The following is a 13,337-nucleotide window of genomic DNA, read 5'->3' on the forward strand; positions in this document are numbered from 1 at the left end:
TTTTCACTCCCTAATTCGTGCTCTGCCTCACATCCAAAGAATCAGGGACCGCCCTGCGCCTTCCCACCGTTTTGCCGATGGCTTCTCCCCTCCTGATGAACCAGTCTTCGTAAACTTCACAACGCCCACCCCTAACCATACATGATCGCCAGCGTCGCCACGACGCCCACGGTCACAAATCCTAACATCGCCATCACGCCATCCTTCGCGATCAACGCCAATCCAAAAATGACGATCGCGATGCCGACGCCATTGGCACTCATCGGCACCAGCTCCGTCATCGGCGTCGCCAACGCCACCAGCGATGCAACGATCGCAATCGCCTTCGTGCCGCCTGCTCCAGTCAGGAACTCAAGCCGCCGGCCGACAAACCGGTCAATGAACTTGGCGGGACGCATCAGCCATTTATCAATGGTCTTCTTCAACTTCTCTGACTTCACCGACAGATTCAGCATCCATTTCGGCAACCAAAACCGCTCCCGTCCTACCACCACCTGACCGGCCACGAGCAAAATAAACAGACCCGACACCGTGGGAACTCCGGGAATGTCACTCACCAATGGTGCCGAGATGATCATCCCGGCCAGCAACAGCAGCGGCCCGAACGACCGCCGCCCGACTTCGTCCATCATCTGATCGAGCGACACCTTTTCCTCCTTGTCCGCCGCCTTCAGCAAACGCTGCAAAAGCTCCTCAAGGTTCTTCGGTGGTTTCGCATCGTCAGCCATGGTTTCACCAGAGAAAACGTCCGCTCCTCCACCAATGCGCTTGCCAAAAAATCGCGGACGATCAATCCAGCACCGCCGATGGATCGGCCTTCGTGATATTCACGGTCTTCATCTCTCCGCCCACTTCAACATCATACCAACCAGGAAACCCGCGCCAGTTGACCTTCCCTTCGTCATCCGTCGTCAAGGTCACCTCCGTCCTCCAGCGTTTCCCGATCCATTCCTCCATCACTTTACCGCGCTCGCGAATGGTCCAATCCTTTGCCCATGAAGCCGCCTCCGGTTTCCAATGGGTTCCCTCCCAGAATCCCCACCACAAGAAACTCGTGTAAGCCGGATGACTGAAAATCGCGATCAATACATCGCGCGTAAAGTCGGCTGCCAGCTCCTCGTCATCATTGATCACCACGTCATATTCCGTGATCGACTGCTTCGAAACAATCTCGGCAAACTTGTCCGTAATCGCCAGCAAATGCTCCGGCGAAGGCAGATAACTCTCATGAAAATGCGCCTGATTGCCCAAACCATCCACCTTGAACCCCGCCTCATTCAGAGACTTGATGTAAGCATACGTATCGTCGCACTGCGGGCCCGGTCGGAACACCTGATCCTCATTAACAAAAAACGGCAACTTCGTTTTGCTCCTCGACAGCTTGAACACATCCCGGTCCAATTGCTCCAGCCCGGGACGCACATTCAGCATATCGGCCCCCACCCAGGCGATTGGATGGTTGATCACATCCCACTCCACCACCCGGTCCTTCACGAACTCCAAACGCTCCGTCACGCTTGCCATCGTTCTCTCACGAATCACCGCATTGTCCTTCACATCAATCAAGTTATAAGGTGTCGGCACCTGCATCAGGTAATGGCCGCGCACTCCAATGTTCCGCTCCGCCAGCCAGTCAAAAGCCTCGTTCAACCCCTCATTGCGCTTCGTCCGCCGCGCGTCATCAAACTCCGGCGACCAGTTGCCATCTTTCAAATCGTTCTCAAACACCACGATGCTAAACAGGTCATCGATCACCTTCCGGTAGCGTTTGTCGTCCGGCGCATCACTGCCCATGCGATCCGCCACAATGGCCGAACCAAAACCAAACTCATGCCGACGCAGCCTCAGCTTCACCTCCGCATTCGCCATCGGCTTGCCTCCCTCTCCAGTCAGAGTCAGCGCCAAATCCGCCTTGCGATGTTGCTCGATCCTCTCCAGCGCCGCCTTTCTCCATGGCGCATCCGCTTCACGCCCTTCGTAGGTGCGCTTTACCGGTTTCGCTTTTGGAAAACCCGCCAGATCCATGCTTGCCGGATACTTCAATAGGCGCACCGACTCCACTTCGATGCTCTGGTTCCGATGCCCGCAAAGCAACACCACCGCTGCCTTGCCCTCCGGGATCGATTCCGTCGCCACGAAAGTCACCGGCAACTCCATCCACTCACGATGAATGCCCACGCCAATGTTGTCTCCAAAGGACGCATAAGGCGGATCGCTCAACTGCAACTTGGCCAACACTTCACCCACATCCTCTGCTCCCACCAATCGAGCTTTGATCACGGCAAACACCCGCTCCCCCTTCTCGATCGCCCCTCCAACCGGAGCCGAAAACTGCGCACTAAATGGTTTCGATGGCGATGCTTGGATGATGGTGATGCGTTTGCCCTTCCCGGGTTCAACTGATTCCACCTTGCCCACTTCACCAGACGCACTTGCGTTCAGCGGCACGGAGCCCCGGATGTCCGACCCTCCGTCCGGCATCCCGACCGCCGCAGCCCAGCCCTGGGCCATGAGACCCGTCATCAAAAATCCAACAACAGAACAAAACAAACGCATCTGCCAGCCTCGCAGATCGTCGATTTAGGTGCAAGTGGGTTCTGAAAGGTCACAGGACCCATTGGTCAATGCTTCGATCTGAACGCTAAGTCCGACGACACGTCGGCCCTCCATGGAATGCGAACTCTGATTACATCCTCCATCAATGAAGGCCGCAGGCGCAAACGAAGTTCAGTCAGGCGCGAACACGTTGCCGACGCATGAACAGCAAGCCAACCCCCATCACCACCGCCAAAGCACTGGAAGGTTCAGGAACCTGCAAGGCCCTGACCTGGAAGTTGTCAATGCGGTAGAACCCATCAGTCCCCCCGCTGGAGTCGGCATTCACATCCCAAGCTGGAGCCACAGATGGCGCGGTGTTAGACACCAAAATGTCAATCCCGTGAAAGCCAGTGCCCAAAGAATGGGTATCGAGAAACGATTCCGTATAGTCCGAGTAACCATCGCGAGTCACCGTCAGAGTTTGATTATAAAAATCGAAGGTGACCGTTCCAGTGGCGCGTTCTCCTACTGCAACAGGAGTAAAGTTGGGTCCGGAACCCGCCGGTCCGGTGGACGGCAGCGGGGCATTGCCGCTCCATGTGCCAAGATCAATGGCAAGCGAAGCCTCACCATTATGTCCGAGCACATCGTAATCGAAGGATATCTCATGAACAATCCAATCCTGTGTGCTCGAAAGGGTAAACCCTCCCTCAAACCCCCACATGAAACCAAATCGCGCTGGAGGAACCGTAAGACCAGCATAGCCATTGCCGAAGTCGGGATCAGGCATGTAATACAGACCGCTACCAAAAGGATCTGACAGAGTTTCTGATCCATTGGTCCATGGATCAACACTCGAGACGTCGGGATGGAAGGCGACGTCACCAGCGTTGCCGGGCGAGAAGGTGAGGTCGATCAAGGTTTCCGCCACTTGCGCCGTCGCCACCTGCAGACCTCCTGCTGCAAAGAGCAAAAGAGAGCCGATGACACTGCACACTCCAGGCAGGCTGGTGGATACCACGCCAAAAGCACGTTGCCCGTTTTTTCCCGAAACCGATGAGGCCAATTGCCCAACCGTTCGCGAAGAAGAAGCTTGAGATGCGGCAGATGATGCCAACTGCCCGGCTGGTGATGAATAACTCATGGGGGATACTTTCATTGGAAGACTGGGTTATTGATTGATTGATGAATTGACCGAACGCACACTGACTCTTTTTGAAGAAGGGACGAAAGACCGGGCCCTGGTAAAAGCGGTTGGCCAAGGTGCCGGTTTCTCCTCAGCAACCACCGGGCCGGCGACGGAAGAACAATGCAAAAAAAACGGTCACGGCGGTAAATGCCACCGCCGTGGGTTCGGGGACGGAAGCCACCGTCGGAACCGCGAATTGCAGGGTAGGTGCGTCCAGATTGATCGTTGGGGTGGCTCCGCCTGCACCAGTGAGCCTCGATTCGCTGGGCGTGCTTAAACCATCAAAGGTGCTGGTGATGAAGGCAAAATCATTGCCGGCCTCATAAGTGAACAAAAATGAAACCACATCCCACGCGTCGGCACTGAGAGTCACAGAAGTTGAAATCACTGGATTGCCTGCGTAGGCCCAGTCGATCTGATACTCATTCCCTTCACCAATCGCCCAGGTGCCGTTGCCCAGCCCCATGCCAAATTCCGTGGGTTTGATGGCGAAGGCGAACGCATACTCGGTTCCATCCACCAAGGTGATTGGCGCACCCGTGTGATCAATGACGTTGGTCAGATTCCCTCCCGCGAAGAGAACAGAAAGCAAATTATTCGGTCCCTGAGATGTCCCACCGAGCGACCAGTTGCTATACGGATTAGGCGAGGCCGAGTAATCGTAATAAACGTCATTCGTGCCCGTATTGGTGCTTTGGACGGAACCCGTGGCATCAATCGCCCATCGTCTAGTGGCGAACTCCTGCCCGTGGCTCACCAGAGAAGGGTCAAACGAGAGCGAGCCCGGATGGATGACTTGCTGGGCGCTTGAATTCGTTTGGAGGAAAACCGCGATAACGGAGGTGATGAAGCAAAAGTTTCTGAGTGTATTCATGGGGGAGCGCCGTGTTGATTATTGTTCTACTGAATATCAAAAAAACCAAACGCTCTACCTGGGGCAAAGCGAATTCGGAAATTTTTGCCGCACACTAGGGTCAGTTTGCGTTTTCACGGCTAGAATTACCTAATTCGTCGCTGCAAATAAAACCTGCTCGTATGGTGATTCAAAAGGCCAAAACTGCAATATTGAACACTATGCCCATATTGCTAAATGATGCGCATTGATTGTTCCACGTGATACCCATCTTTTTATGCATCACCTATCCCGAAAGATCATCAATTCCGATGGTTCACGTGGATCCACTGCCGCACCTTCAACCCTAACCCCACGGTCCCTTCCCAGCTGGCACACACACAGCGCGAGAAGGCTGCAGCCACCCTGGACCACTGCGAATTTCTCAGCGCCTCTCCATTGGAACCACAGGTCAAACGCTGACTTTCGACAAACCACACTCACCCAAAAATGCTGGTGATCGGCTTCCCTTTGTCCGCAACAGTAAATGGTCGTTTGGTCGGCGAATACAAGACGTGATCCAATGGCAATCCCAACGCATAGGCGATGGTGGCATTAAAATCTGGGACGCTTACCTGATTTTCGGACACCTCAATGCCACGATCGGTTTTGCCATAGACCTGTCCACCGTTCACGCCACCGCCCCATAAAACCGAACTGAACGCCTTCGGATAATGGTCACGACCTTCGTTCTGATTCACATCGGGCGTGCGACCAAATTCCGTCGCCAGCACCACCAGCGTCTCGTCCAACAAACCGCGACTGTGCAAATCCGGCAACAACGCGCCCAATGCCTTATCCAAAATCTGACAACGCTCCGGCACACGCACAAAGTTGTCATTGTGGGTATCCCAACCACCGAGATTCACCTCAATGAACCGCACCCCATGCTCCACCAGCCGACGTGCCAGCAAACACCCTTGTCCAAAGCTGTCGCTGCCGTAAGCCTCATGCATCTCGTCGGATTCATGGCTTAGATCAAATGCCACCAAGTCCTTGCTTTTCATCACACTCACCGCATCCCGATACACGTCCGCATAGGCCTTCACTCCAGAATATTGGTAACTCTGTTGAAACTTCTGATCCAGCTTTGAAGCGAGCCCGAGCCGGTAATCAAAATCACTTTCGCTCAGCGATGAAAGTCTTTTGCTGTTCTGCAATCCACCCGCCGGATTGTTGATCACCAAAGGTGCCGCTGTCGCCGGGAAAAATCCGGCGCCCGGATGTTTGCTGTCGTTGGTGACAATGACACTGCCAGGCAATGCCGGATTCGACCGCCCTTGAAACGTCGTCAACCACGCGCCCATGCTTGGATGCCGCGTCGCCCCACGCATCGTGTAACTGGTATGTTGATAATAATTCCCCTGCTCATGTGCTCCTTGGGTTGAATTCAACGAATTGATCACCACTCCATGATGCATGCTCTTCGCCGTGTTGGGCAGGTATTCGCTGATCTGCACGCCGTCCGCTGAAGTCGCAATCGCCTTGGTCGCTCCCATCTGCTCACTTCCTGGAACGACTCCGAACGTATCGAGATGGCTCATCCCGCCACTCATGTAGAGATAAATGACATTCTTCGCCGAGGCGATTTGTTTGGCCGCCGAAGCATCCGCAAACGGAGCCCCGTGCGCCCTGCCAGCAACCATCGGCAATACCGAAACGCCGAGGCAGGTTTTGGCTGCGCGAAGAACAAACTGGCGGCGACTAAGTTCGTCGGCTTTCAAATAGGATGTTTTCATGGCGAGTCAGGTAAGTTAGAAAAATCAGGGGATTACTGAATGTAAAGAAACTGGGAGCTGGCGAGCAAGGCGTGACTGATGTCCTCCAACGCGCTATCTCCACGATCCCGCAGCACCTGCTGGAGGATCATGCGCTCATCGGCTGTCGGCAGCCGGCTCAGATAGGCTTGATACAACAACTCCACCCTTGCTTGTGGCGTGGCGGCTTTCTCGATTTGTTTGCCTAAATCCGAGTCGGGATGATTCAGGATCTCCGACGCCGGACTGTTCAACAAAGCCAGCGCCTGGGGGACCGTGGCATCATCCGTGGCGTTTTCGATCACTTCACGATCCGACTGGCCAAACGTGCGCAGGAAATGACCTGGCTTGGTTGGCGATGGCAGCTCCGATGCGCGCACGGAAAGGTTCAACAACGTCCCGGCCTTGATCGCCTCCTGCCGTTCACTTCGCGACATGCTCATGCCCATCATCGAGTTGCGATCCGGGCGCATCACATTGTTCAAGCGATCCGGGCGATAACCAAGTTTCAAACCTTGCGCCCGCTCCTCGCCCACCAATCCTTCCAGCATCGCACTGCTTGCCTCACGACGAAGCCGCTGTGCCTGTCGCGTAAGACCTTTCGGATCTGATCCCGATTCTTTTTGCTCCGCCATTTCTGCTTTGAGTGCCGCGAGCTTTTCCTGACCTGCCTCACGCTGTTCCGTGTTTGCTTTCGCCAGTTCCACGATCTCGTCCATCTCCCTGGTCTCAATCGTGTCCTTGATCATTTTGATGTCCGCCAGGTATTCGTGAAGTTTGCTGCTGTCGGTGGAGATCTGATTGTCCACATTCCCCTTGGCCAGAGTTACCATGGAATCCCACACCTGCTCGGCACTCATGCGCCGCAGAATTGGACCCGTGAAATAGTAAGTTCCGCCCAATTCCACCTCGGTCGGATTGGCCATGCGTTGATAAGTCTGGGTGTTATACAACACGCGCAGGAACGATTTGATCGAATACTTCTTCTCCACCATCAGCTGAGTCAAATAGTCCATCAACGGACCATTGGAGGGAACGGTCGAATCCGTCATCTCATCCACTGGCTCGATCAATCCGATCCCAAAAACTTTCTTCCACATGCGGTTGGCGATCACCGTTGAGAAACGTGGATTGTCAGGCGATGTCATCCACTGCGCAAACGCCTCAAGGTTGCTCTCACCTGGAGCCGCCACCGCATCATGACCAAACATCACCTTGGGCTGGATGCGATCACCTGGCTTGGCGTCATCATAAGCATAATCCGCCGGCAACATCGGCAGCTTGTTGTCACTCCAGGCCACCTGCATGTAACGCAGCGGTTGCAGCACGTCCTTCAACGCCTCGCGCACCATGGCGACATCCTTGCGGTTCACCCCATTGGTCATCTTCTGGCGCATCGCGCGGCGCTCCTGTTTCGACATGGCGGCGACTTCCTCTTTCGAAGGTCGTTTCATGCCGCCGCCCTTCAACATTCCATAACCCACCCTCGTATCCATGCCATTGGTATAAGCCGCCATCCCGTAATACTCGAGCTGCGTCATTTTATCGAACGGATGATTATGGCATTGTGCACAAACAATCGAAGTTCCCAAAAACACCTGAACCGTGTAGGCGAGATGATCCAGTTTGTTCTCATCACGCATGTAAAAGCCAATCGCGCCGCTGTCCCATGCGCCGCCTTCAGTCGTCATCAACTCGCGCACCAACACATCGTAAGGCGTATTGGCCTTCAGTTGTTTTTTCACAAATTCCGCGTAGGCATCTGCCGTGGCACGACCCCGCACATTGTCCGTCAACCGCAGCAGATCCGCCATGTAGTTGAACATGTGACTGGTGTAGCCATCGGAGGCCAGCAACTGATCAATCAGCTTGGTGCGCTTGTGTGGATCGCGAGACGACACGAACTGCTGCGCCTCTTCCACGGTGGGAATGCGCCCGACAATGTCGAGATACAAACGCCGCACCAACACGTCATCGGGGGCGGCGGCATTGGGCTGCAGGTTTTGCTTTTTCCAAACTTCAGCAAGAAGCGAGTCGATCTTCTGACTCTCTGGCATGGCCGCCATGGCCTGGAAAAGACAGCCTGCGAGTAAAAGCAGGCAAAGGGACAGGGAGGTGGTTTTCATGGGTAATTCGTCGGGTTGCCGCTAAAACGAAGACATTCGACGAATCTAACAGCAGAATATTCGCTCGGTTGCGAAGATTCCCGGAGTCGAAGCCCTTTGGAGTGCGGAGATTTTCCCTGCTTTGGTGGTCGGGCTACCCAACCCTCCCCCCAACCTACTCCGCCCCCATGCCCAGATAAAGCGACGCGACCTTGCCCTTTTGAATGTGCACAAACAGCCCCAAATACATGTTGCCGATGATCAGGGTTTCCCCCGGCGTGCTGTCGCGTTGGTTGATCAGATCTTGATAAGCAGCCGTCACCCGCGACTCTGGACTTCCAATTCGAATGCCCCGCGACGTCTCAATTTTCGAACCCGGACCCGCACTGATGTTGGCCAACGTTTTAAGTTTCTTTTCGGGATCAACGACAAAAGCCAGGCTCAGATCCAACGATTCGATTTCCCACATTTCAATCACATCGCCCGTGGCTTCCTGCATTTCCGCTTTGCCGCGAACGATCTTCGCCGGTTTTAACGCCGCTTCCACCTCCATCGCCTTCATCCCACTACGCAACGCTTTGCCATTGAGATAAAAGATCTCGTTTTCCACCACTTCATTTTCAATGCCTCCAATCACCTCGCTCAACAGCACCGCCTCAGCGTCTTTGTCACCGATTTTCCGATCCCCTTCGCTCAAGGCCACCATCTCCACCCCCGTGGCAAGCTCGGTCTTGCTGGCTGCCTTGTCTTCAGCGGTGGTCTCGTTTCCTTCCTCATCAAAAAATGTCACTTTGGTGCTGACCACCACCCGGAAATCATAAACCCCCGGCTGGCTTTCCTTCCCGGGCATCCTCGCGAAACACTCATAAGGACCAAGTGGACCCCCGGAAAGCTTCGGATAACCTTTGCCAATGCGTTCCCCCGTCGCCACCGGATGGAATTCCAAAGGCGACAACGTTTTGGCAAACGGTGATCGTTCGATCGCATACGCCACATCCTCCCTAAACGGCAGCGAACCACCGGCGTGCAGGGAACACGCCGTCGTCAGCATGAGGATGAAAGTAGCTCGTCGGACCCAGGAATGCAGTTTCATAATGAGGGATGGTTGCCTGATCGGCGGAACTTGTGACCACTTATCTATCTCGCGGCTTCATTCGAAGCCTCTGCATCTGTGGCATAAAGTTGCAAAACCTCCACCCGATTTGTTCCTCCAACAAACACCCGGTTCATTTCCGGTTCAATCGCCAGGGGACAGACATTTGGCTTTTTGGCATAGGCCGAAGGAAAACTGCCGGAAAAATATCGTTTCGACACGACCGTGTCGCGATCCCGATCCGTCGGCTCAGGTGGCTCGACACTGACCGCAAACTTCCACACTTCATAATCCGCATTGTTGCATCCCAGAATCAGCAATCCGCCCGATGATTGCGGTGAGGTGTTGCCGAAACGCACCTGCTCAAACAAGCGCGTTCCCTGGCTTTCACCCAAGGTCTGCGCGCTCAACGGCACGACCGGGCGACCTCCATTGTAAAGACCCGCAGTGGAGGTCCGCGAATCTCCCACCACCGTGCCACGATCCCCACGAAAATCCCAAATCACCACGCGACGTGCTTCCACCGTCCGCCCCCCTTCATCTTCCTCCCGCGAAAGCACCAAAACGATGGCACGACCATTCGGCGTGAACACATGCTCCACCACTTTTTCCCCTTCCTGCGGACGATAATGACATACCGCCTCCAGATCCTTCGGCACCTGACCCTTCTTCAAAATCACGAACTGTCCTTCTTCTTCCGACAGGTTCTCGAACAGCAGAATGCCACCCGCCGCTGGCGATTGATAAGTCCAGAAATTCCCGGTCGGATCAAGCCTCACCACCGGACGGTCTGCCGTGCGCACCGCCGGTTCAAGCAACCGATCCGCCTCCGCCTTTCCATAAGCACCCAACACCCACCGTGTCTCCAACGTCGAAGAAGTGGTCATGCCCGAAGCAGGATCATAGTTCACGAATACCAGAAAACGTTCCAACGGATAATCTCCCATTCCTCCGAGATAATAGAAACACGAACTCAGATAGTTCGTCTTCTCCCGACCGGCGACAAAGGTGGCATGCTCCAGCTGAACAACGCTGCCGTTGTATCCCTCACCAAACATTTCGCGCGGCACCGTGACCTTGCCCTTGATTCGGTAAGCGTTTTTGTCGCCAGCAGAACCCGACTCCACCAATCCCAGCACATCGACATTCTGCGCATGGCGCCCCCAGCGCGCCGATGTCAGCCAAGGTTGAAACTCATAGTAAGGTCGGATCAAGCGATGATGCGAACTGGCGCGTGTCACGGTATTGCTGAGCGCATTCAGCGAAAACATTCCCAGATTGCCATCGGTATCCAGCATGCCGGGCAATGCAATCTCCGCGATGCTCGCCCCGATGCTCTTCTCCACCTGAGCCTCCATAACGCCACGCGCATTCTTCCGCAACACCGGCATGGGACTGTCCAGTTTCATCCAAAATTGTTCCATCAAAGCCTCCAATCCGGCATCTTCTGAAACCGATGCCGAAAGCGTCTTGATGCGCATAAACGGATCGCGCTGACACAACTGCGCCGATAGCGTGAGCCTGCCGCCCGCCTCCACCGAGAAGGTTGGATTGATCAACAAATAGTCCGGCACCGCCCCCTCCCAATTGAGATTGATGGCACTAAGATCCGCAATCTTCGCAAGGCTTTGCAGGTCGCTGTTCGAGTCCATCACTTCAAAAAACTGCGACGTCGAATCATCCGAAGCTTGATGAAAGGCATTGTCCAAGGCCTCCGGACTGTAACCCACCGCCACCTTGGCCAGTGTAAAAGGCGCAGGTTGTAGCCGCCATTTGGGATAACTCAGCAGAAGATCCTCGTTGGGATTTTCACCGCTCCCGACTACCGGGATCAGCATCCAAACAATCGTGGCGAGCAACACGTGGATAAGTCTGGTCATGGTGCAAACGGGTCGTTGATAAAGTGAAGGGACTTGAAGGTGGCGTCGAACGCTTTTGGGTCTTGTGCCCATTTATCCCGGAAATCGAACAGCGGCTTCGGCCAGATCTTCTTTTCCGTTGCCGTGCCTGTTGGTGTTTTCACCACCCCGAACACGTGAAGCTCCTTAACCCCAGCGAGACTTGCATTGAGCGCTTGAAAGGCGTCGAGACTCTGGGCCAGTTGAGCGCAGCCGGGAAAGTAGTGACCACTCTTGTTGCTGATGGCGATGAGGATGCCCTTATCAACCTTGATCTCGCCGGCACCAGCCACATCCGCAGCACTGAGAAACGAGGAGTGATGAAATAGGGAAACCTTGTGGGTCCCGGCAAAAATTTCACCATCCGGGCTGACGACATAGATGGCCCAGCCCTTCCCGGAAAACGCCGTGGAATGATTTTGGGTGTCAAACACCACGCCACCGCACATTAGCAGACCTTTCTCGACCTTGAGTTTGTAGGGCGCGCGATCCAAGTCCGTTTTGAGATACTCCACGCTAAGGTTTTTCTTGAAGAAATCCACGAGGACCAAATCCTCTTCGAACCTGGCATCCGGCATATCTTGTTTGGTAATGGTCTTGGGATCCAGGTCCGCAAACGACACTTGACGGCAGTAATTGAGGGCCGCCGGGTAGTCTCCTGGATAGTGCCTTTGAACCACCAGCTCGCAAATCGACTGGAGAAACAGCGCACGATAGTTTTTGTAGTCGACGCCCAGGGTTGGCACGAGGCTGTCCTTGAAACGTTGGATATCCCCTTCATTGATGCGTTTCACCAGACCCGGTCGGTTGAAGACGATTCCTTCGACCACGCCTGAAATGGAGGCCCAAACATTGACCACGGGCTTGACTTCTTCCAGAAAACTGGCGGTGGGTTTTGCGGACTTGGTGTCGATGACATACTTATGATTCACGCTTTTTGTCAGCGGATGTTTTGGCAAAACGCCCAGCTTCAAGTTTGCAAGCGCCTTGGTAGCATAAGTCCGCAACATCTGATCACCCGCCTCCGTCTGCCCGCGGAGGACGGGCTTGTTCAGACAGGCGCGATACATCTGTGCCGCCCAGATGTTGTCCCCATTTTCCCGGAACAGCTCCGCCGCGTTGTAGAGCAGGCTGAGGGCGGTCAGGTTGACCATCTTTTTGTCCGGCGTGGAAAAGATCTTCGCCACCCCAGGCGTGCACCCTTTCAAATCTCCAGCAGAGATATTCAAGGTGTAGCCATTGGTAATGGCCAGTTCCCGCAGCTCCAGTGCGGCGGCAGAAACTTCATCGGTGGTGATGCTGGCGGTGTTGAGCACGCTGAGCAGCAGTGCGCGCGCGATATCGTAATTGGCGGCAACCGCAGACTTGCGGTAGCACTCTGCGGCACGCACGCACCAGCTGTTGTTCAAGCTGACGGCATAAACTTCATCACACTTCTTTGCGGCCAGCACCCAGGCGTCTGACCGCCCGTTTGGCGCGATTTTTTCTGCAAGCTCAATGGCAACCGCAGCCTCCCATTCCGCAAACTGGATGGCGTCGGATTTTTTTTTGAGTTCAGCCTGGAGAAGGCCGATCAACGCGGGATCGGCCTGCAGGTTCTTAACCGCAGGCTTGCGGGCCAGTTTGGGACGGGGCGGACTGGCGGCGGGCCCTGTGACCGGCGGCGCGCCATAGGCGTCCGCAGGGAGTTGGTCATTGTCACCATCATCGTCATCGTCCGAGGGTTGAGTCCTGCCGGTTCCGGGTAGGACAAGGAGGATTAACAAGGTAATGATCGAAAGTCCCTTGAGCGACCGATTAACCCGGTAAGGTAATGGCATTGGCAAACGTTTTTCTTGGGTGGAAAACTTCATAACTTGCGTAGT

General features: G+C 54.8%; 9 protein-coding genes. All 9 read right to left on the reverse strand.

From position 1 onward, the window contains the following. Positions 1-131 precede the first annotated feature (131 nt). The 9 genes from FEM03_RS00455 to FEM03_RS00495 all read right to left on the reverse strand — a co-directional run bounded on the left by FEM03_RS00455 (position 132) and on the right by FEM03_RS00495 (position 13,325). Positions 132-728 (reverse strand): exopolysaccharide biosynthesis protein, encoded by a 597-nt coding sequence (locus tag FEM03_RS00455; RefSeq protein ID WP_138084204.1) that lies wholly within the window; start codon positions 726-728, stop codon positions 132-134. A 61-nt stretch (positions 729-789) separates the two neighbouring features. Then, positions 790-2,523, reverse strand: coding sequence for an endo-1,4-beta-xylanase (locus FEM03_RS00460; RefSeq protein ID WP_166442514.1), 1,734 nt, complete (start codon positions 2,521-2,523; stop codon positions 790-792). A gap of 208 nt (positions 2,524-2,731) precedes the next feature. After that, positions 2,732-3,559: a PEP-CTERM sorting domain-containing protein gene (locus FEM03_RS00465; protein ID WP_166442515.1), complete on the reverse strand. Its 828-nt coding sequence runs from the start codon at positions 3,557-3,559 to the stop codon at positions 2,732-2,734. Between the two features lie 256 nt (positions 3,560-3,815). Next, on the reverse strand, positions 3,816-4,601 hold the full coding sequence (locus tag FEM03_RS00470) for a hypothetical protein (protein WP_138084207.1): 786 nt from the start codon (positions 4,599-4,601) through the stop codon (positions 3,816-3,818). Between the two features lie 458 nt (positions 4,602-5,059). Next, positions 5,060-6,358: a DUF1501 domain-containing protein gene (locus FEM03_RS00475; RefSeq protein WP_138084208.1), complete on the reverse strand. Its 1,299-nt coding sequence runs from the start codon at positions 6,356-6,358 to the stop codon at positions 5,060-5,062. A 32-nt stretch (positions 6,359-6,390) separates the two neighbouring features. Continuing rightward, positions 6,391-8,502, reverse strand: coding sequence for a DUF1549 domain-containing protein (locus tag FEM03_RS00480; RefSeq protein ID WP_138084209.1), 2,112 nt, complete (start codon positions 8,500-8,502; stop codon positions 6,391-6,393). 154 nt (positions 8,503-8,656) lie between these two features. Next, on the reverse strand, positions 8,657-9,574 hold the full coding sequence (locus FEM03_RS00485) for a hypothetical protein (protein ID WP_138084210.1): 918 nt from the start codon (positions 9,572-9,574) through the stop codon (positions 8,657-8,659). Between the two features lie 44 nt (positions 9,575-9,618). Next, complete coding sequence (locus FEM03_RS00490; RefSeq protein WP_138084211.1) at positions 9,619-11,454, reverse strand: hypothetical protein; 1,836 nt, start codon at positions 11,452-11,454, stop codon at positions 9,619-9,621. Then, entirely contained in the window at positions 11,451-13,325 is a 1,875-nt protein-coding gene (locus tag FEM03_RS00495; protein WP_138084212.1) for a hypothetical protein, read from the reverse strand. Before FEM03_RS00495 ends, FEM03_RS00490 begins: the two co-directional genes overlap by 4 nt. Positions 13,326-13,337: the final 12 nt, after the last annotated feature.

The organism is Phragmitibacter flavus, assembly GCF_005780165.1.
In the GTDB taxonomy this organism is placed as follows: Bacteria; Verrucomicrobiota; Verrucomicrobiia; order Verrucomicrobiales; family Verrucomicrobiaceae; genus Phragmitibacter; species Phragmitibacter flavus.

Bases quoted from the DNA above. Each gene is read 5' to 3' on its own strand.
- FEM03_RS00455 (WP_138084204.1), bottom strand. From the start codon at position 728: ATGGCTGACGATGCGAAACCACCGAAGAACCTTGAGGAGCTTTTGCAG.
- FEM03_RS00460 (WP_166442514.1), bottom strand. From the start codon at position 2,523: ATGACGGGTCTCATGGCCCAGGGCTGGGCTGCGGCGGTCGGGATGCCG.
- FEM03_RS00470 (WP_138084207.1), bottom strand. From the start codon at position 4,601: ATGAATACACTCAGAAACTTTTGCTTCATCACCTCCGTTATCGCGGTT.
- FEM03_RS00475 (WP_138084208.1), bottom strand. From the start codon at position 6,358: ATGAAAACATCCTATTTGAAAGCCGACGAACTTAGTCGCCGCCAGTTT.
- FEM03_RS00480 (WP_138084209.1), bottom strand. From the start codon at position 8,502: ATGAAAACCACCTCCCTGTCCCTTTGCCTGCTTTTACTCGCAGGCTGT.
- FEM03_RS00485 (WP_138084210.1), bottom strand. From the start codon at position 9,574: ATGAAACTGCATTCCTGGGTCCGACGAGCTACTTTCATCCTCATGCTG.
- FEM03_RS00490 (WP_138084211.1), bottom strand. From the start codon at position 11,454: ATGACCAGACTTATCCACGTGTTGCTCGCCACGATTGTTTGGATGCTG.
- FEM03_RS00495 (WP_138084212.1), bottom strand. From the start codon at position 13,325: ATGAAGTTTTCCACCCAAGAAAAACGTTTGCCAATGCCATTACCTTAC.